The organism is Acinetobacter sp. SH20PTE14, assembly GCF_021391555.1.
Classification (GTDB): Bacteria; Pseudomonadota; Gammaproteobacteria; order Pseudomonadales; family Moraxellaceae; genus Acinetobacter; species Acinetobacter amyesii.
The window spans coordinates 2,404,915-2,425,621 of the sequence record NZ_CP090067.1; the positions used below are offsets into that span (position 1 = coordinate 2,404,915).

Here is a 20,707-nt window from a genome sequence, read left to right on the forward strand (position 1 = left end):
TTCTGCTTAGCTATACCTGCCAAAACGTGCAGCAAAATATTCGATGAACACATACACGAATGATAATACGCTCAGTGCAAATATAAATATGACTTCTTCCTTAAATGCCGTTACTTCCATACGCCCCTTTAAAAAATTAATAGGTCTAATGACCTGCTTCGGTTTGGTCTTTTCAGGCTGTAGCAGTGCTGAAACGGTACGTATTACCCACCACCCTATACAAGACTTGGTCAAGCAATATGCATCAGCCAATTCTATACATCAAACTTCGACCAACAATACACAAAAGCTAAGTACTCCTGAACGTATGCGCATCATGCATATCGACTTAGATTATGTATATGATGCCAATCAGGCTCAACAAGAAAAAAATATCCGCGCTTTGATCGAACGTATCCGTCGCATTGAAGCCAATACGATTTTTCTACAAGCTTTTGCAGACCCTGATGCCAATGGTTCGGCTGATGCGGTGTATTTTAAAAATCGCTATATCCCAATGCGCTCAGATTTATTTCAACGTGTTTTGCACGAAATACGACAGCAGACTCAAGTAAAAACTGTATATGCATGGCTGCCTTTAATTGCGTGGGAGTTCCCGAAACAGTACCCGTTGCAATATGTAAAAAGCCAAAGTGAAAAGAAAGGTTATATTCGGATATCGCCCTTTGACCCGAGAAACCAACAATACACAGCAGAAATTTTTCTAGACTTTATTCAGCAAAATAAAGTAGATGGCATTCTTTATCATGACGATATCACTCTCAATGATTTTGAGGATAATAGTGCCGCAGCACTTCAGACATACAAAACGTGGGGCTTCGATCGACAATTGATTGGACAGCCAAAGCATGCGCAGCAGCTTGAATTTTCACGCTACAAAACCGCCTATTTAGACCAATTTGCTGAAGGCATCAGTCAGATTTTAAAACAGCAACAACCCGACTTACATTTTGCTCGTAATATGTATGCTGAAGCCGTGCTGAACCCGAACAGTGAAAAATGGTTTAGCCAGTCTAATGCCAGTACATATCAACATTATGATTACAACGCCATCATGGCCATGCCCTATATGGAAAAAGCAGATGACCATCGTCAGTTTTATTTAAACTTGATCGAACGTGCCAAAAAATATGACCCCAATTTGAACCGTACCATTTTTGAACTCCAAGTGACCGATTGGAATCATCAAAAACCCATTTCCAATCAGGAGCTCACTGACACCATCCGTTTACTAGAACAACATGGTGTGCAACATATTGGGTATTATCCAGATGATTTCGTGCAAAATCATCCAGATGCACAGCAAATAAAAAAGGCATTTGCACCCGCCCTAGCTAAGGACTGATACCAATGCCTACATCATCAGATCTAGGATTCTAGATCTGATGAAGAACGCTGATTAGCTGTTGATTTTATAGTGTTCTAATTGACCTTTATCCGTATAGTGCAAGGTGATATTTTTTGATTCTCGCATCGTGGCTATATCACTGGCTTTTACATGAAAGCTTTTCGCCAAATCTTCATCTTGAGCATTCTCAGGCGCCTTTCGTCGGTCTTCACCGTGAAAACGCAGCCAGTTATAACTTGCCCAAACAAATAGACAGCAAATAAAGATTCCGATTGAGAAAATCAATTTCATGATCGTTAGACTGGTCATCGGTTGGGACTGATCCATAACCTGTGAATACACCACCGTGCCTTCAAACCACCAAAACACAAGTGTTAATAGCGGTAAAAACAACCACATCCAAAGCATCCACCCGACTGCCATCAGACCATAGCCTGCTGACTTGCGTTTGACGTATTCAGGTTTATCAATATATTCAGGTAATTCAAGCAATGATTCATCTTGAATAATTTTAAAATCTGAATCCGCAACCGGCTTCTGATTTTGTAAATTAACTTGGTTCATTGTTTTCCTCCCCTCTAAATCCACGGTCTGGACTGACCCAACGCGCACGCTTTTGGGTTTTGAAAATAGTCTTTGGCAAAGCAACGACCGTTGTCAGCATGGCTAAGATCCAGAAAAATAAGGGATACCAAATCACCCAAAAATAATTTCGCAGTAAGCGTTTTTTGTCGTAAGCGCGATCGATCCATAAACTCACGAGGAACTGGAATAAACAGGTCACGCCTAAAATCACCCCATACCATTGAGGTAATAGTGATTGGATCGCCCACTCACCCGGTAATGAGAAAAATAGACCATAAAAATACAAGACAAAAATACTGAACATGACATATGCCCAGATCACGCTAATGATAGATTCGAAGGCAATCGGCCACATCCGACGTAAATGCCATTTAAATATTTTAGGTAAATAAGCAAATAACACTTCGATGCCGCCTTGAGCCCAACGTAAACGTTGTTTCCATAGTCCGTTGAAGGTTTCTGGCATATAGATATAGCAAAGGGCTTGCGGTACATAGTGCAAATCCCAATGATCGAACTGCAAACGCCATGACACATCAATATCTTCTGTGATCATGTCATCACGCCAATAACCAATGCGGTCTAGTGCAGTTTTTCTGAAACCTGCAATTGCACCCGACACTGTAAAAATACGACCATAAGTTCTTTGAGAGCGCTTGATTAAGCCAATAATCGAAGAAAATTCACCAACTTGAATTTTACCCAAGATGCTTGAACGGTTCACAATACGTGGATTACCCGTTACAGCGCCGACTCGTGGGAAACTGGTCAGATGATGCATCATCCAAAGTGCTGAATGCGGGTGCAATAATGCATCACCATCAATACAGATTAAATATTCAAATTGGCTGACCATCGCACCTGCACGTAATGCATACGCTTTGCCCTGATTCTCAGCCAAATGCACTACACGTAATTTAGAATACTCAAGTGCCAATTGATCTAAAATTTCAGCGGTTCGATCTTTACTTCCATCATTCACCGCTATCACTTCGAAATTTGGATATTGGCTCTGCATCGCATAACGTATAGTGTCTCGTACCTGTGCTTCTTCATTAAAGCAAGGAACAATAATGCTACAGCCTTGCTCAGTTGGCACGGGAAGTTCAGGTTGTTTCCATTCACGCTTTAAATAGAACCACACGCCTCCAGCAATCCAAATCCACGCCATAAACAAGGGGTATAGGAAAGCAAAGCCAAAAAACAGATCGTTAAAACTCAATTCCCATTCGTGCATTACTGACCTCCTTGTATATACGGATCACGGTAAGTCAGTGGACTGCCATTCAAGCTGATGCTTTGATATAGGTGATGTTGAACGCGTTCGCCATCCTGAAGCTGATAATTATTCAGTCCGATTTTTTGTACCGACGCTGCGCGTAAAGCCTGATAGTTTTGCTGATACTGCGCCCAATCTTTCTCGCTCATATTTGGATTGATATCCAAACTGACAATCAAGCGTTGCTTTTGCTCTGTATTCAAAGTCTTCAATGCGGACATAAAAGCTTTAAAACTTTGCGGATGCTGACCCGGGTTAATACTTAAATACAGAAAGTCCGATGCTGTTAAGGCACGAGTCACTAAAGGTTTTAATCCAGAAAATTGATGTCCAGTTAAATTCACCTTGAGCGCGGTTTGGTTGTCATTACTAATATTGGAATAAAAATGTGCTTGCGCCTTACTACGCTCTTTAATCGCAATAATTTTTTGCACTTGCTCGGTACATGCGGTTGACCACTGTGCTGAATGAATTGCACAGTCCAAGCTGTTACCGGTGTTAATAATTAAACCTTCAAGCGAACTATTGTTTTTCAATAGATCTGCCGTTAGGTCTGCCAAATTAATCCCCTGCTGTAGCTCCAAACTGATTGGAAGCTGTGCATAGACTCGATTACCAATTCGTGTACGAGCTTGCCATACGGTACGATTCAGTAAATCTTGCTGCATCGGCAGTTTTGAATTTGGGAAAAATAAGGCATCAATTTTACCGTCACCATCATGATCAACTGCGGCATTTAAAAGCAATGTATTGGTTTTTAACGCATTGACCTGGTCTAATAATGTCCCCAATTTCTGATCTGATTGCTCAGCCGTTGGTGCTTGTAATTCAGCCAAATTAAAATTCAGGAATGTTTTACGTTGTTTATAAGGCGCACGAGCTTCAACGATAAAGTCTTCCATATTTTGGTGGATAAACTCTGGTGTTGGGTTATCCATAATCAAGGCACGCTGATAGGTATGCACTGAATCTGCCTGACTGACCACATTACCTAAGCTAAAGGACATGGGCAGTCCTGCTTTACGTGCATATCCCTCAATTTCTGGTGTAACTGCACCGTATGGCCAGAAGATCGCCATACTATGAATACCCAGTTGACGATCGAGTTCTTGTTTAGATTTCTTCAAATCTTGCACAATACGCTGCTCGAACTCAGCATCGGTTTCATAACGATTTTGAGCTGGAAAATACTGGCGCGTAATCGCAGCAGGTTCCATATTTTTTTGTGGGTTTGCCAAAATACCATGATGCAGATCATCCGAATGCGATACAAATTCGGCATATCCCGACTTTTGCATTTCCCGCATTTGATCCCAATTCATCAAATTACCCACACCATAAGCTTCATAAGCATCTTTGGTATTTCCATTAATCCAACTGGTTGGAATAGCAAAAACTGCAGGAAATTGATATTGCTTTAACAATGGAAATACTTTGCTATAACTACTTAGCGCACCATCATCAAAGGTTAATAACAGCGCCTTTTCAGGTAGCTTTTTCTTTTGTAAACGCGCCTGCATGACATCTTCTAAACGTATGGGCTGCCAACCTTCTCGTTTAATCCACGCAAAATATTGCCCAAGATTTTGCGTACTAATCGCATAGACATCTCGGTCACCACGTTTGGCAACATCATCGCGAACATCATGAAAGGTCAACGTTACAAATTGGTTATGTGCGGTACTTTCATCAAGTTCAGGCATCGCCAAATTTGCAGTTTTTGGCACATTATTGTCAGCAAAAAGATATGTCGTACTGATGGGCAAAGTCACAGCTAGAACTAAGCTTTGCTTCAACATGCGGTGTATTAATGTATTTTTCATTAGAAGCGCCCCTCAAAACCAACAACTGCATAACTACGATCTTCATCTTTTCCGTCATACGGATGTGAACCCCAACCTATGCCGTAGTTCAGTTTCCACGTGCGCGAGAGCTGCCAATCATGTTGATAAAACAAATTATAAATCGGACGACTTGAGTAGCCTTTTTGTCCGAATGTACCGATAGTTGCTGCAAAGTGCTGGTTAAAATGACGTTCATAATCACGCCATGTCATCCAATCATGTTCCAATGTCACTTCAGCGCTATAGCTATGTTCGGGGTTAAAATAAGGCACATCAACCGGATCATTTTTTCCGTAATAACCACGCAGTGTTGCCGCAGAAATATGATGCGGAGATTGTTGGAATTGCTGTTTAAAATACCCTGACAGTTCTTGGCGTAGATTGCCATCATCAATATCGGTCAATTGATAACTTGCACCTGCTTTACGTGATTCATTTTGTTGCCAGTTCAGTGCAAAACGATATGCCTGCCCTTCATGATCCTGTGCCAAAGATTGCAATGGAATATCCGCTTGGCTGTCATAACCCAATGCATAGTTCCAATGATCATTCAGCCAATGTGACCAATCCAATTGCACACCAAAACGGTCGCCATCGGTGCTTTGAGAGAATAATGCAGATGCAGCTTTACGATCCGAAGCCCACTCCAAACCCATGCCAATCCTTTGGTCTTTTAATTTGCCAGACTCATACTTCGACCAACGGTTGCTATGGTCTGCAAAGAGTCGGTAATTATCGTAAAACCATGGGCTATTGATACGTGTCCAGTTTTCCTGTTCACGTGAACCTTTCAGGCGATTTTGTACACGAGGATCATCAGACTCACTTTTTGCAAAGGTACTTTGATGTTGAATTGACGCACGATTCCGATCATCTAATTCTTTTTTACTTTGTTTTACGCCCGTATCATCACCGACATGACTGACCATATATTGATTGAGTTCACGCCAAGCTTGAATTTGACTCAAGGCTTGGAAATTCTGCATGCGGTTAATTTGCGTTCCTTGTGAAATTGGCTCTAAGCTATTCTGCTGCGCCAAAGTGTGCTGGGATTGCTCTGGTTTTTCACGCCAACGTTGAATTAATGCCAAATTATTTTGATACCCAATATTGCCAGGAGCCTTTGCTGTTAAGTCATTAAAGTAACGTTCCGCTTTTTCATGCTCGTTGCGATAAGCATAGTTCAATCCCTTCAACGCAATAAATTCAGTACGATCATCGTGTGGCGCCTTATCAACACCTTTTGCATTACTATAAACAAAGGTCGGCAACTGTTTGTCCATGGTGTCGATTAACTGATTGGCTTGTTTAAATTTTTCTTGTTCAATCAAGCTATAGTACAAACCAGCATAGACGTTATAGTCCGCATAATTTTTTTCAGCAAATAAACTCTGATATAAAGGCTCAGCTTTTTCAGGTTGACGTAATTTTAAATAACTGTCTGCCAAAGCATGTCGTACATAAGCAGGCATTTCTTTAGCTGTTTGACCTGTTTTTTCTACTTGTGCTAGTGCCTGCTTTGAAGCATTACGTGCATTTAAGGCATAGATATATTCATAATAAAATTTACGTTTACTGGCTTCATCTGCAGGAAGTGAGTCTTCATAAGCACTCATTTCAGCCAGAACACGATCTAGTGGATCAAATGCGGTTGCCCCACGCTTCATATCAAACGCATTTTTTGAGGCTTGAATGCCTTGTTGGATACGCTGTGAGAACTCATTCATCTTGAGCAAATGTTGCAACACTGGCTTAGAACTATTGAGCCCATTGGCCTGAATATAGCTTTGCGCAGTGGCAAAATCGCTATTTTGCAATAGAGCCAATACATACTGTTCTTGGGTATCAGCATTTGGTTGTTTTTCTAGCGCATATTTCGCTGCATTGAGAGATTCAGCCGGCATATCCAATAATCGATAGGCATAGGCCAATTGTGAAAGATAATCCGCACCAAGCAACTGTAAGTTTAGATTTACCAGTTTTTGTTTTGCTTGATCTTTTTGACCTGATTCTGCAAGCAGCACACCCTGCCAAATCAACCACTGTTCCGATTGATCCTGCTGATAAAATTTTTGTGCCCACTGTAAGGCTTGATCAAATTGTTTAAGATCACGTAAAGCTTTGATGACACTGACTTTGCCATAGTCTGGAAACGTCACTGGACTAATCTTCGCCAAGTAGGCCACATCTGTAGAGCTAAAGGTTGCATTTGCATAACGCAGGAGCGTGTAATCTGCAATGAGCTTCTGATTTTCAGGATGTTGCGCTAATAAAACTTGTAATTGGTTAAATCCCTGATCCAATTTACCGACACGGATATCTGCAACACTTTGTTCTCTTTGCTGATCAATATTATCAACTGCAAATACAACCGTAGGAAGGCTCGAAAAAATCGACAAGAAACATAGACGAGATAAATAAGATTTATAAATCATGATTATTCACGTTAGAAGAGTAATTATTCATCAAATTGAATTAATGTGACGTGTTTCACATTATATCATATTTTGACCAATTAAATTTGGTTAATTATTCATACTAAAGTGTTAATAATGAATGAGAATATGCTGATTTTATAAATTTTCTTTACTATTCAACCACTATTATTAAATAAAAATAAAAAAACCCCTCATTTGAGGGGTTTTTATTAACAGAAACTTACCGTACTTAAGCAAGACCTTTAGACTTTAAAACTTCGTACATAGTCGAGCCTAATTCAGCAGGACTACGGGTATAGGCCATACCGGCTTTTTCAAAGGCAGCGAATTTCTCTTCTGCTGTGCCTTTACCACCCGAAATGATTGCCCCTGCATGTCCCATGCGTTTACCTTTTGGTGCAGTCACACCCGCGATATAACCGACAACAGGCTTAGTTACATTCGACTGGATATATTCAGCCGCTTCTTCTTCTGCTGTACCACCAATCTCACCAATCATGATGATCGCTTCAGTTTGCGGGTCGTCTTGGAACAGCTTTAAGCAATCAATTTGATTCATGCCCGGAATTGGATCTCCCCCAATACCGATACACGTCGACTGACCTAGACCCAGCTTCGTGGTTTGCGCTACAGCTTCATAGGTCAGAGTCCCTGAACGCGAGATAATGCCGATTTTACCTGGTTGATGAATATGCCCCGGCATAATACCGATCTTACATTCACCCGGAGTAATAATCCCTGGACAGTTCGGACCAATTAGACGTGCATTGTTACCATAGGTTTCTAGGTAACGTTTCGCTTTTAGCATATCAAGTGTCGGTACACCTTCCGTAATCACAACGATCAGCTCTACACCTGCATCTATAGACTCAATAATTGAATCTAGGACAAATGGTGCAGGTACATAAATCGAGGTTGCCGTTGCACCCGTTTCACGCACCGCTTCTTTCATGGTATTAAATACGGGTAGATTCAAATGTTGTGTGCCGCCTTTACCCGGAGTCACCCCACCGACCACTTTTGTGCCGTAAGCAATTGACTGTTCAGAATGGAATGTACCGTTTTTACCGGTAAAACCTTGTACCAATACTTTGGTGTCTTTATTAACTAATACGCTCATGATCTCTACTCCCTTAGCCTTTTACCGCAGCAACAATTTTTTCTGCAGCATCAGCCAAGCCATTTGCAGAAATCAATTTCAAACCTGATTCATCAAGTAATTTTGCACCCAACTCTGCATTGTTCCCTTCTAAACGAACAACCACAGGTACAGTCACATTTACTTCTTGAACCGCTGCAATAATTGCTTCAGCAATCATGTCACAACGTACAATCCCACCAAAAATATTAATTAATACACCTTGCACAGAACTATCCGCCAAAATGATTTTAAAGGCTTCAATTACGCGTTCTTTGGTCGCGCCACCGCCTACATCTAGGAAGTTTGCAGGTTGACCACCATAGAGTTTAATAATGTCCATGGTTGCCATCGCTAGGCCAGCACCATTGACCATACAGCCAATATTGCCTTCTAAGGCAACATAGTTCAGATCAAATTCTGATGCTTTCAGCTCACGCTCATTTTCTTGCGTTTTATCGCGTAGTGCTGCGATTTCTGGTAAGCGATATAAAGCATTTGAGTCGATACCAATTTTTGCATCCACACATAAAATCTCGCCATTTTCACGTACGGATAACGGGTTAATTTCAAATAAAGCAAAATCATTTTCAATAAATGCTTGATAAGCCGCAGACATGATTTTGACAAATTGATTCACTTGACCATCTTTTAGGTTTAAAGCAAACGCCACTTCACGTGCTTGGAATGGTAACAATCCAACCAGAGGATCAACTTCAACTTTAATAATTTTTTCAGGCGTTTCTTCTGCAACTTTCTCAATTTCAACACCGCCTTCAGTCGATGCCATAAAGGTCACACGACGGCTAGAACGGTCAACTACAGCACCTAGGTACAATTCACGCTCTACAGGATAAACATCTTCGGATACCAAAATACCGCTGACGGGTTGACCTAATGCATCTGTTTGATAAGTGACTAAGCGTGAGCCGACCATTTGGTTCACATAATCAGTGGCTTCTTGTGCAGATTTTACGACTTTAACGCCGCCTGCTTTACCACGACCACCTGCATGCACTTGGGCTTTGAGTACCGCAAACTTACCACCCAGTTGCTCAAAAGCTTTGACTGCTTCTTCTGCGGTAGTTACAAATACGCCTTCTTGGACTGGCATACCATATTTTTTTAATAACGCTTTAGCTTGATATTCGTGTAGATTCATTGAACAACCTTTTACTCTTTCTTCGCTTTGTTATGACCCATTAAAGCCCAGACATCCGTCAAAGCAGCTTTAACCTTTTTAAATCTTAAAATATTTCTTATCTTTATTTTTAGATGATTATTCAAATTAAAACAACCATCTGAAACAAAAAAGAGCGGCCTAAGCCGCTCTTTTTACATCTTATTTACGTTTACGCTGAATCGCGTGAATTGCACGTCCATCGACTGCAAGTGCAGCTTCGTGAACGACTTCAGAGAATGTCGGGTGACCGAAAGTCATTAACTGTAGGTCTTCAACACTTGATACGAACTCAAGTGCGATCATACCTTGGTGTACGATGTCAGACGCAGCAGGTCCAATCACGTGCATACCGAGTAGACGATCTGTCTTCGCATCAGCAACAAACTTAACAAAGCCTGCGTTTTCACCAGCAGCCATTGCACGACCATTTGCAGCGAAACCAAATTGACCTGTTTTCACTTCGTGGCCTTTTTCTTTCGCTTGCTCTTCTGTTAAACCAACCCACGCCGCTTCTGGGTGTGTGTAAATTACAGAGATGATAGTGTCATAGTTCACTTGAGCTGCATGACCGTGGATACGCTCAACAGCCATTACGCCTTCTTCCATTGCTTTATGTGCAAGCATTGGACCACGTACCAAGTCACCAATTGCGTATACACCTTCAACTGAAGTTGCACACCAATCGTTTACTTCAACTAGACCGCGCTCAGTGAGTTTAATGCCTGAATCTTCAGCCAATAAACCTTCTGCATATGCTTTACGGCCCACACAAACGATCAATTTATCGAAAGTTTGAGTTTTGTCTTCGCCGCCTTGAGTGTACTTAACAGTAACTTCACGGCCATTGACTTCTGTACCAGCAACTTTAGCGCCAACACGGATATCAAGACCTTGTTTAGTCAATACTTTTTGGTAATCTTTTGCCAAAGCTTTATCAGCCATTGGTAAGAATGCATCCATTGCTTCAAATACAACAACTTCAGCACCTAGACGACGCCATACTGAACCAAGTTCAAGACCAATGACACCCGCGCCGATTACGCCAAGACGTTTAGGCACTTCTGGGAACTCAAGCGCGCCAGTAGAGTCAACAATAATGTCTTGATCTACAGGAGCAACTGGAATATTGACTGGCACAGAACCCGATGCAAGGATTACATATTTAGGTTCTAAAATTTGAGTTTCACCTTCGTGAGATACAAACTCAACTTTCTTACCTGCAAGTAATTTACCTGTACCTTTTAACCATTCGATACCATTGCCTTTAAGTAGGCCATCAATACCCATCGTCAATTGGTTAACAATTTTGTCTTTACGATCAAGTAATTTTGCAAGATCAAATTTCACCTCACCAGTCGTAATACCGTGGTCAGCTAAGTGATGAACGGTATCTTCATAACGGTGAGATGAATCAAGTAATGCTTTAGATGGGATACAACCCACGTTTAAGCAAGTACCACCTAAAGATGGTTTACCTTTATGAATACGTTTTTCAATACAAGCTACTTTAAAGCCTAATTGAGCAGCGCGGATAGCAGCTTCATAACCACCAGGACCGCCACCAATAACAACTAAATCAAATTGAGACATGTGTATCTCCAAAAATGGGCTTAGAGGATCGCTCTAAGCCCATTGCATTATTCTGAAGTATTAAAGATCAAGGATTAGCTTAGCTGGTTCTTCTAACAATTCTTTGATTGTTACAAGGAAGCCTACTGCTTCTTTACCATCGATTAGACGGTGGTCATAAGAAAGCGCTAAGTACATCATTGGCAAGATTTCAACTTGACCATTTACAGCCATAGGACGTTCTTGGATTTTATGCATACCCAAAATCGCAGTTTGTGGCGTATTTAAGATAGGTGTAGAAAGCAAAGAACCGAAAGTACCACCATTAGTAATAGTGAATGTACCGCCAGTCATATCTTCGATACCCAATTTACCATCACGCGCTTTACCAGCGTATGCACGGATACCGTTTTCAACTTCAGCATAGTTCATGCGGTCAGTATCACGAAGAACTGGAACTACTAGACCACGGTCACTTGATACAGCAACACCGATGTCGTAGAAACCGTGGTAAACGATGTCATTGCCATCAATCGAAGCGTTTACAGCTGGGTAGCGTTTAAGTGCTTCAGTTGCCGCTTTAACGAAGAATGACATGAAGCCAAGACGTGCACCATGACGCTTTTCAAAAGCATCTTTGTATTGCGCACGCATTTCCATGATTGGTTTCATGTTTACTTCGTTGAACGTAGTCAACATTGCAGTTTCTTGAGTTGCAGCAAGTAAACGTTCAGCAACACGCTTACGAAGACGAGTCATAGGAACACGTTTTTCGATACGTTCACCAACAGCAACGCTTAATGGCGCAGCAGCAGGAGCAGCTGGTTTAGCTTGATGGTTTGCAACATCTTCTTTAGTGATGCGACCGCCACGGCCAGTGCCAGCAACGTCAGCAGCAGCAATACCAGACTCAGTCAATGCTTTACGCACTGCAGGAGCTTGATCAGCAACAGGTTGAGCACGTTCAACAACAGGAGCAGCGCCCGCTTGAGTTTGCGCAGCAGCTTGTTCTACTTTCTCTTCTGATTGAACAGCTTGAGTTTGAGCAGCGCCAGAAGCAGCACCTTCTTCAAAAGTCGCAATCACTTCAGCAGAAAGAACTGTATCGCCTTCGTTTTTAACGATTGCAGAAATCGTACCGTCAGCAGGAGCTACAACTTCTAAAACAACTTTATCTGTTTCAATATCACAAATCACTTCGTCACGTGATACTGCTTCACCTGGTTGTTTGTGCCAAGTTGCAACTGTACCGTCAGCAACTGACTCTGGGAATACCGGTGCTTTAATTTCGGTTGCCATTATTAAGAATCTCCTGTTATTCAGCTACGATAGCTAAAGCATCATTTACGAGCTGAGCTTGTTGTTTTGCGTGCAAATATGGTGAACCACAAGCCGGTGCAGCAGAAGCTTCACGACCTGCATAACTAATACGAACTTGTTTGCCCGCTTTCATCACGTCGTCATAAAGACGCGGAGCGATGAATAACCATGCACCTTGGTTCTTCGGTTCTTCTTGAGCCCAAACCAATTCTTTAACGTTTGGATATTGTGCCAGAACTTCAGCAAGACGTGCTTCTGGATACGGATACAATTGTTCAATACGAACGATTGCTGTGTTGTTCAATTCTTTTTCACGACGTTTTTCAAGTAAGTCGTAGTAAACCTTACCACCACAAAGCACTAGACGAGTTACGTCTGACTTGTTGATATTGTCGATTTCATCGATCACAGTTTGGAATGAACCATTTGCAAGTTCTTCTAATGTAGACGTTGCGAGTTTGTGACGAAGAAGAGACTTCGGTGAAGTCACGATCATTGGTTTACGGATTGGACGAAGTGCTTGACGACGCATCGCATGATAAATCTGCGCTGGTGTAGTTGGTGTGATCACTTGCATGTTTTCTTCAGCACATAGCTGTAAGAAACGCTCTAAACGAGCTGATGAATGCTCAGGACCTTGACCTTCAAAGCCATGTGGAAGAAGCATAGTCAGACCGCATACACGTTCCCACTTAGTTTCGCCAGACGCGATGAACTGATCGATTACAACCTGTGCACAGTTTGCGAAGTCACCAAATTGCGCTTCCCAAATGACAAGGCTCTTTGGAAGAGTCGTTGCATAACCGTATTCGAATGCAAGAACCGCCATTTCTGACAATAATGAGTCATAAATAGCTGTACGCGGTTGGTTTTCTTTCAAGTTACATAATGGAATGTAAGTTGAACCATCTACTTGGTTATGAAGTTTTGCATGACGGTGTGAGAATGTACCACGACCAACGTCTTCACCTGTTAAACGAACAAGGAAACCTTCATCTAGAAGAGACGCGTAAGCTAATGTTTCAGCAGCACCCCAGTTCAATGGCATTTCACCAGTCTGCATTTTCAGACGGTCATCAATCACTTTAGCAACCTGACGTTGCATCACGAAGCCTTCTGGAAGCTCGCGCATTTTCGCACCAAGCTCTTTTAGACGTTCGATTGGGAAAGTGGTATCCCATTTATCTGTGTATTCGTGGCCTAAGTAAGGTTTCCAGTCCACAAACATTTTTGTGTTTGGCTCAAGTACCAACGCATTTGCAACGTGTTTACCTGCTTCAAGGTCAGAACGATACTGTTCAACCATTGCATCAGCAGAAGCGCGATCAAGAACACCTTCTTGTACAAGCTTGTCAGCATAAAGCGTACGTGTAGTCGCTTTTTTATTGATGATTTGATACATCATTGGCTGAGTTGCAGCTGGCTCGTCGGCTTCGTTATGACCACGACGACGGTAGCAGAACATATCGATTACAACGTCTTTACGGAATGTATGACGGAAATCGTGTGCCAATTGAGAAACAAATAATACAGATTCAGGATCATCACCGTTCACATGGAAGATCGGTGCTTGGATCATTTTCGCGATGTCAGTACAGTATTCTGTAGAACGCGCATCACGTGGGTCAGACGTTGTGAAACCAACTTGGTTGTTCACGACGATATGAACTGTACCACCCACGGTATAACCGCGAGTTTGTGACATTTGGAAGGTTTCTTGGTTTACACCTTGACCTGCAAATGCAGCATCACCGTGAACGATGATTGGTAATACATCATCACCACCGATATCTTTACGACGTACTTGACGTGCTCGTACAGAACCTTCAACTACAGGTCCAACGATTTCTAAGTGTGATGGGTTAAACGCTAATGCCAAGTGAACTTCGCCACCCGGAGTCATTACGTTTGAAGAGAAACCTTGGTGGTATTTAACGTCACCAGAGCCTTTTTTATGAAGTGATTTACCTTCGAACTCACCAAATAGATCAGCTGGGTTTTTACCCATGATGTTTACAAGAAGGTTTAAACGGCCACGGTGAGGCATACCGATAACCACTTCTTTACAACCTACTGAACCCGCGCGTTGAATAAGTTCATTCACCATAGGAATGAAAGATTCACCACCTTCAACACCGAAACGTTTCGCACCAACGAATTTGTTACCAAGGTATTTTTCTAGGCCTTCAGCTGCAGTTAGACGTTCAAGGACGTGTTTCTTTTGGTCTGCAGTGTAGCCGAATTGACCACGAGTACCTTCAAGGCGTTGTTGAATCCAACGTTTTTCTTTGGTATCAACAATGTGCATGTATTCAACACCAATCGAAGCAGTATAAGTTGCTTCCATTGCTTGAACCATTTCACCAAGAGTTGCTTCAGATTTACCGATTGCAAGGTTACCTGTATTAAATACAGTGTCTAAGTCAGACTGAGTTAAACCGTGCGCAGCAAGATCTAGATCAGGTACGATTTCACGTTTTGCAAGACCTAGTGGATCTAATTTTGCGTTTTGATGACCACGGTTACGGTATGCAGCGATCAACTGTAATACACCGATTTGACGGCGTTCATGCTCAGAACTTACTGCACTTTGCACTACTGGCTGAACACGGCTTGAATTACGGCCTAATAATAGGAATTGCTCACGTACATTGCTGTGTGGTTGATCACCTTTCGGGAATTTATCGAAGTATTCACGCCAATCAGCCTCTACTGAGTCTGGAGCCGTTAGATACTGCTCATAAAGTTCTTCAATATACGCTGCACTGTCAGCGCTAAGTTCAGTGTCAAGACGCAGTGCGTCAGCAACTTCTTGCATTTGTGGACCCATTTCCTATTGCAAAACATTTCAGGATGCTTTTTAAGCGAACCCATGATTAGTAATGTCAAATTGGTAATATGACATTAGTCCCCATTAGGCTTAAGCCTTGAGGCGTTATCACTACATTAGGATTACCCAATGTGATTAATGAACAATAACGCCCTCAGCGGCATCATTACTCATTGAGAAATACCCGACATAAATCGGGCAATTTTTGCAAATCGTCTTAGAAAAAATAAAATTTGCACCATTATCTTTTCTAAAGCGACTTTATTAACATTTATATACCGTCTACAGCGCTTAAATTGTAGAAAAAATGTACCTAATTCAAAGTCATTTTTTACATATAGTGATGCTTTAAATGCTAACACGTTCGAGCATTTTCAATTGATTTTTTTGACACATACCTCTCATAAATTAGCGAAATACACTGTTTGTATTTTCATCTATGATATGGTGCTACATATAAAATGATCTTTCAATTAAGACAAAAGTCTACGTTCGATTTTTACCTCATCTCATATACAAAAACAAAAGAGAGCTGACATTCCTATCCTCTCTCTTTTTACTACGTTACATAATAACATCTTCTAATCCTTTTGACAGACTTGAACGAGCGTTTCATCAATAAATAACCATTTATCTATCGCTTTATACCCTTAATTCACTGCGTTTTTATAAAATCCATTTAAAGCAGTCAGCAATGACAGTGAATAACTTTCACTATCATCACTTTTATATATGACAAAAAAAAGCGCACCCAATGGTGCGCTTCTTTTTACTGCTAAATCTATTAACCTAGATCTAAAAGCATATTACGGATGTGACCGATTGCTTTAGTTGGGTTAAGACCCTTAGGACATACAGATACACAGTTCATGATACCTTTACAACGGAACAATGAGAATGGGTCGTCAAGACGAGCCAAACGTTCTTGAGTTGCTGTATCACGAGAGTCAATGATGAAGCGATATGCGTTCAACAATGCTGATGGACCCAAGAACTTGTCTGGGTTCCACCAGAATGATGGACATGAAGTTGAACAACATGCACAAAGAATACATTCGTACAAACCATCTAAATGTTCACGTTCTTCAGGAGACTGCAAACGCTCTTTTGGAGGCGCAGGCTGATTGTTGATTAGGAACGGATGGATTTTATTGTACTGATCGTAGAACTGATTCATATCTACAACCAAATCTTTAATTACTGGAAGACCTGGAAGTGGACGAATTGTGATCACTTCTGGTAAGTCGTTTAGGTTCCAAAGACACGCCAAACCATTTTTACCATTAATGTTTACACCATCAGAACCACAAATACCTTCACGACATGAACGACGGAATGTTAATGATTCGTCTTGAACTTTTAATGCTAGAAGTGCATCAAGCAACATACGATGCTTATCAGTCAACTCTAGTTTAAAAGTTTGCATGTACGGAGCTGCATCCTTATCAGGATCGTAGCGGTAGATATTAAATGTACGAGTACCTCTACTCATCTTACTTCTCCCAATTAGAATGTACGTGGTTTAGGCGGAATAGCATCTACAGATAAAGGCTTGTAACGTACTGGTTTGTACTCAAGACGGTTATCTACAGAGAACCATAAAGTGTGTTTCATCCACTCATCATCACGACGACCGTATGGGTAGTCAGCATGATCAGGTGGTAATTCAAAATCTACCACTGTATGCGCACCACGACATTCTTTACGTGCAGCTGCAGAAATCAGTGTCGCTTTCGCAACTTCATACAGGTTTTCAACTTCTAGAGCTTCAACACGCGCTGTGTTAAATACTTTAGATTTGTCTTTCAAGTGAATGTTACGTACACGTGGTTCGAGCGCAAGAATCTGTTTCACACCCTCTTCAAGAAGTGCAGATGTACGGAATACACCAGCATGATCTTGAACGATGTCACGGATTGCATCTGCAACTTCTTGAGCATTTTCACCAGAAGTTGATTCATCAAGATGACGAACACGATTCAAAGTTTTTTCAAGAACAGTTGTAGGAAGCGGTGCATATTCATCACCATGGTGTTTAGTTACATAGTCAACAATATGTTCACCAGCAGCTTTACCAAATACAACCAAGTCAAGTAATGAGTTTGTACCTAGACGGTTAGCGCCGTGTACAGATACACATGAACATTCACCAATTGCATAGAAACCTTTCACTGGTTTAGTGAAATCACGGTCACCCGCATTGTGTGAGTACACACCAGTTTCTTTATTGTAGTTCGCAACCAAAGCTTCAGTTTCACGAGATACAGGAACAACCACTTGACCATGAATATTTGTAGGAATACCACCCATTTGGTAGTGGATTGTAGGTACTACAGGAATTGGCTCTTTAGTGATGTCAACGTTCGCGAATTTCTTACCAATCTCAAATACAGATGGAAGACGTTTCATGATTGTTTCAGCACCAAGATGCGTCATATCAAGCAAGATGTAGTCTTTCTTAGGACCACAGCCACGACCTTCTTTAATTTCTTGGTCCATTGAACGTGATACAAAGTCACGAGGTGCCAAGTCTTTCAGTGTCGGAGCATAACGTTCCATGAACGGCTCACCAGCATCGTTACGAAGGATCGCACCTTCACCACGACAACCTTCTGTCAACAATACGCCTGCGCCCGCAACACCTGTTGGGTGGAATTGCCAGAATTCCATATCTTGTAATGGAATACCTGCACGAGCTGCCATACCAAGACCGTCACCAGTATTAATATAAGCGTTAGTAGATGCACGGTAAACACGACCAGCACCACCAGTAGCGAACAATGTTGCTTTACCTTGGAATACTGCAATTTTACCTGTTTCTTGGTCAATTGCTGTCACACCAAGCACATCACCCTCTTCATTACGGATCAAATCAAGTGCGATCCATTCAACGAAGAATTGAGTACCCATTTTCACGTTGCTTTGATAAAGCGTATGAAGAAGAGCGTGACCTGTACGGTCGGCAGCAGCACATGCACGTGGAACTGGTTTTTCACCATAGTTCGCAGCATGACCACCAAACGGACGTTGGTAAATTGTACCGTCAGCGTTACGGTCAAATGGCATACCTAGGTGTTCAAGCTCATATACAACTTGAGGCGCTTCACGAGTCATAAACTCAATTGCGTCTTGGTCACCTAACCAGTCAGAACCTTTAACTGTATCGTAGAAGTGGTAGTGCCAGTTATCTTCTTGCATGTTACCAAGAGATGCACCAATACCACCCTGCGCTGCAACAGTGTGTGAACGAGTTGGGAATACTTTAGTCAGTACAGCAACTTTCAAACCAGCTTGAGCAAGTTGGTAAGAAGCACGCATACCTGAACCACCACCACCAACGATGACTGCATCGAAAGTTAGGTGTGGAATATTTGTGTAATCTTCTTTAGGGGTTATAGCGCCCATGATATTTTCCTATCAATTTGCCCAAAAAATCTGGATCGCCCAGATCGCGTATGCAAATACTGCAACAATCACTGCAGAAGTCAGCACTAAACGCAGACCGTTTGCTGAAGGACCCATTTGACGAGTAGTCACATAGTCAGTGAATACTTGCCACATACCAATCCAAGCATGCGCAACAAGAGATAAGACAGACAATAAAGATAAAATCTTCATTGGTGTTGTCATCATAAAGCCATACCATTGCTCAAAAGTGAATCCGCTATTGCAAAGGATCCAGCCCAGCACAACAATAGTATAAACAGCCAATACAACGGCACTTACACGTTGGATAAACCAATCGCGCGAACCTGATCCTGTTAAACCTGTAGCACTTTTCATTAGAGAACAATCCATACAAATGCTGCAACAATACCGATTGCAGACAAGATCAATGAAATAGTAGCTGCGATACGACCACTTTGAAGTTCTTCAGCAACGCCAAGATCTGCAAATAGATGCTTGATACCACCGATAAGGTGATAAATTAAGCCGGCTACAAATACCCATACGACAAAACGCACAATAAAGCTATCAAATACAGCTTGAACTTGCGCAAAACCTTCAGGTGAAGATAAAGATTTGTCTAAAATCCAAAGAAGGACCGGTACGAGTAAAAATACGATAACACCTGATAGACGGTGTAAAATTGATGCAATAGCCACAGGGGATTTTAAGTTTACGTCTAAAACTTGACCCATGGACAAATTGACAGGTCTGTTGCTTTTCACAGCGGGCATCCTGTAAGTAAAAACTCCATCCGGAGTTTGTTGGAATTAATTCGTAGGAAAGCTAGCATAGTCAGACATTACAATATAATAAACTCTGCAGCTGTCTGATCTTATAAACGACAGGGAATTATAAAACGTGAACTTTCAAAACACAAACGAAGACAATTAGGAATTTTGCAAAATATCCTTAAATAAGAATCATTAACAATAACTTTTCTAAAAACAAATACCTTATTTATCTAAGAAAATCATACTATGTTGTTGGTTTTTATCAGTTAAATGTAAATCTCACTTATTGTTTTTGTGTGTATATGGCGATTTAAACTTTTAGACTAAAGATGAACAAATCTAAATCTTTCTTTTCCCACTACATTTTAAAATCTTCCAACACATTCGCCAAGCCATAATCATAAAAATAAATGTGCATCATTTTCTCAAATAATAAAACTCAAAGATCATGAAACGAAATAAGTACTTAGTCTGTGCATAAAAATCTTAGCAACAGCAAATCTGTTTAATAAAACGCCATTTTTTACCTTTCCAATGACAAAAATGATCATTTACTAAGCTTTTAAAGGCGTTTAATTAACTATTTTTTAACCAAACGAACTTTTTTTTAAGTACGATTAAGTCGTTTTAATTATGAATAAGAAAAAAGCAATTTAGAGCCACAGATGTGTGTAAGTTACGAAAATTATAATAATTTAATGAAATAGCGGTCTTGTAATTCATATTTGTTTCAGAGTTTTTAAGAATTAAAAATTGCTTACAATTAAGGCAATAGGCTTTTTTTAATCTGCACCTCCCCTGCAATTTGACTTATTATACTGCGTCGGCACTGTGATTTTACTCATTTTTTAAGCGGATGAATTGTGCTTCATTTCAAGGAATGATCCTCAATTTATATCCATAAGTATAATTGACAAAATTTCAGTTCCCTCTAATCTTAGAGCAAATTTTTGATCTGTCTGATTCTCGCATTAAAAGATTAGTACTGAGTC

At 41.1% G+C, this 20,707-nt stretch carries 14 protein-coding genes; 1 reads left to right on the forward strand and 13 read right to left on the reverse strand.

From position 1 onward, the window contains the following. The first annotated feature begins 88 nt into the window (after positions 1-88). Entirely contained in the window at positions 89-1,345 is a 1,257-nt protein-coding gene (pgaB, locus tag LXF01_RS11905; protein WP_233944413.1) for a poly-beta-1,6-N-acetyl-D-glucosamine N-deacetylase PgaB, read from the forward strand. A 54-nt stretch (positions 1,346-1,399) separates the two neighbouring features. Here the strand turns inward: pgaB (LXF01_RS11905) and pgaD are convergent, their stop codons facing one another. The 13 genes from pgaD to sdhC all read right to left on the reverse strand — a co-directional run bounded on the left by pgaD (position 1,400) and on the right by sdhC (position 19,715). Next, positions 1,400-1,912 (reverse strand): poly-beta-1,6-N-acetyl-D-glucosamine biosynthesis protein PgaD, encoded by a 513-nt coding sequence (pgaD, locus tag LXF01_RS11910; RefSeq protein WP_233944414.1) that lies wholly within the window; start codon positions 1,910-1,912, stop codon positions 1,400-1,402. Then, on the reverse strand, positions 1,899-3,170 hold the full coding sequence (pgaC, locus tag LXF01_RS11915; RefSeq protein WP_233944415.1) for a poly-beta-1,6-N-acetyl-D-glucosamine synthase: 1,272 nt from the start codon (positions 3,168-3,170) through the stop codon (positions 1,899-1,901). Before pgaC ends, pgaD begins: the two co-directional genes overlap by 14 nt. After that, positions 3,170-5,035 carry a poly-beta-1,6-N-acetyl-D-glucosamine N-deacetylase PgaB gene (gene pgaB, locus LXF01_RS11920; RefSeq protein WP_233944416.1) on the reverse strand — a complete coding sequence of 622 codons (1,866 nt, stop codon included), beginning with the start codon at positions 5,033-5,035 and terminating at the stop codon, positions 3,170-3,172. Before pgaB (LXF01_RS11920) ends, pgaC begins: the two co-directional genes overlap by 1 nt. Continuing rightward, positions 5,035-7,491 carry a poly-beta-1,6 N-acetyl-D-glucosamine export porin PgaA gene (gene pgaA / locus LXF01_RS11925; protein WP_233944417.1) on the reverse strand — a complete coding sequence of 819 codons (2,457 nt, stop codon included), beginning with the start codon at positions 7,489-7,491 and terminating at the stop codon, positions 5,035-5,037. The genes pgaB (LXF01_RS11920) and pgaA overlap by 1 nt, the downstream gene beginning before the upstream one ends. 232 nt (positions 7,492-7,723) lie before the next feature. Then, entirely contained in the window at positions 7,724-8,614 is an 891-nt protein-coding gene (gene sucD / locus LXF01_RS11930) for a succinate--CoA ligase subunit alpha (RefSeq protein WP_180102605.1), read from the reverse strand. A gap of 13 nt (positions 8,615-8,627) precedes the next feature. Further along, complete coding sequence (sucC, locus tag LXF01_RS11935) at positions 8,628-9,794, reverse strand: ADP-forming succinate--CoA ligase subunit beta (protein ID WP_078192988.1); 1,167 nt, start codon at positions 9,792-9,794, stop codon at positions 8,628-8,630. Between the two features lie 180 nt (positions 9,795-9,974). Beyond that, on the reverse strand, positions 9,975-11,405 hold the full coding sequence (gene lpdA / locus LXF01_RS11940) for a dihydrolipoyl dehydrogenase (RefSeq protein ID WP_233944418.1): 1,431 nt from the start codon (positions 11,403-11,405) through the stop codon (positions 9,975-9,977). A 60-nt stretch (positions 11,406-11,465) separates the two neighbouring features. Next, complete coding sequence (gene odhB, locus LXF01_RS11945) at positions 11,466-12,683, reverse strand: 2-oxoglutarate dehydrogenase complex dihydrolipoyllysine-residue succinyltransferase (RefSeq protein ID WP_111884404.1); 1,218 nt, start codon at positions 12,681-12,683, stop codon at positions 11,466-11,468. 16 nt (positions 12,684-12,699) lie between these two features. Beyond that, positions 12,700-15,522 (reverse strand): 2-oxoglutarate dehydrogenase E1 component, encoded by a 2,823-nt coding sequence (locus LXF01_RS11950; RefSeq protein ID WP_180089273.1) that lies wholly within the window; start codon positions 15,520-15,522, stop codon positions 12,700-12,702. A 796-nt stretch (positions 15,523-16,318) separates the two neighbouring features. Then, positions 16,319-17,026: a succinate dehydrogenase iron-sulfur subunit gene (locus tag LXF01_RS11955; protein ID WP_078189905.1), complete on the reverse strand. Its 708-nt coding sequence runs from the start codon at positions 17,024-17,026 to the stop codon at positions 16,319-16,321. 14 nt (positions 17,027-17,040) lie between these two features. Next, complete coding sequence (gene sdhA / locus LXF01_RS11960) at positions 17,041-18,939, reverse strand: succinate dehydrogenase flavoprotein subunit (protein ID WP_078192991.1); 1,899 nt, start codon at positions 18,937-18,939, stop codon at positions 17,041-17,043. Between the two features lie 12 nt (positions 18,940-18,951). After that, complete coding sequence (gene sdhD / locus LXF01_RS11965; protein WP_078189907.1) at positions 18,952-19,317, reverse strand: succinate dehydrogenase, hydrophobic membrane anchor protein; 366 nt, start codon at positions 19,315-19,317, stop codon at positions 18,952-18,954. Further along, positions 19,317-19,715, reverse strand: a complete 399-nt coding sequence (gene sdhC / locus LXF01_RS11970; protein WP_078192993.1) for a succinate dehydrogenase, cytochrome b556 subunit — start codon at positions 19,713-19,715, stop codon at positions 19,317-19,319. Before sdhC ends, sdhD begins: the two co-directional genes overlap by 1 nt. Between the last annotated feature and the right edge of the window lie 992 nt (positions 19,716-20,707).

Excerpts from the sequence above, each read along its gene's own strand:
- sdhA (WP_078192991.1), bottom strand. The coding sequence starts at position 18,939 with ATGGGCGCTATAACCCCTAAAGAAGATTACACAAATATTCCACACCTA.
- LXF01_RS11955 (WP_078189905.1), bottom strand. The coding sequence starts at position 17,026 with ATGAGTAGAGGTACTCGTACATTTAATATCTACCGCTACGATCCTGAT.
- pgaD (WP_233944414.1), bottom strand. The coding sequence starts at position 1,912 with ATGAACCAAGTTAATTTACAAAATCAGAAGCCGGTTGCGGATTCAGAT.
- LXF01_RS11950 (WP_180089273.1), bottom strand. The coding sequence starts at position 15,522 with ATGCAAGAAGTTGCTGACGCACTGCGTCTTGACACTGAACTTAGCGCT.
- pgaB (WP_233944413.1), top strand. The coding sequence starts at position 89 with ATGACTTCTTCCTTAAATGCCGTTACTTCCATACGCCCCTTTAAAAAA.
- lpdA (WP_233944418.1), bottom strand. The coding sequence starts at position 11,405 with ATGTCTCAATTTGATTTAGTTGTTATTGGTGGCGGTCCTGGTGGTTAT.
- sdhC (WP_078192993.1), bottom strand. The coding sequence starts at position 19,715 with ATGCCCGCTGTGAAAAGCAACAGACCTGTCAATTTGTCCATGGGTCAA.
- sucC (WP_078192988.1), bottom strand. The coding sequence starts at position 9,794 with ATGAATCTACACGAATATCAAGCTAAAGCGTTATTAAAAAAATATGGT.
- odhB (WP_111884404.1), bottom strand. The coding sequence starts at position 12,683 with ATGGCAACCGAAATTAAAGCACCGGTATTCCCAGAGTCAGTTGCTGAC.
- pgaB (WP_233944416.1), bottom strand. The coding sequence starts at position 5,035 with ATGAAAAATACATTAATACACCGCATGTTGAAGCAAAGCTTAGTTCTA.
- sdhD (WP_078189907.1), bottom strand. The coding sequence starts at position 19,317 with ATGAAAAGTGCTACAGGTTTAACAGGATCAGGTTCGCGCGATTGGTTT.
- pgaA (WP_233944417.1), bottom strand. The coding sequence starts at position 7,491 with ATGATTTATAAATCTTATTTATCTCGTCTATGTTTCTTGTCGATTTTT.
- pgaC (WP_233944415.1), bottom strand. The coding sequence starts at position 3,170 with ATGCACGAATGGGAATTGAGTTTTAACGATCTGTTTTTTGGCTTTGCT.
- sucD (WP_180102605.1), bottom strand. The coding sequence starts at position 8,614 with ATGAGCGTATTAGTTAATAAAGACACCAAAGTATTGGTACAAGGTTTT.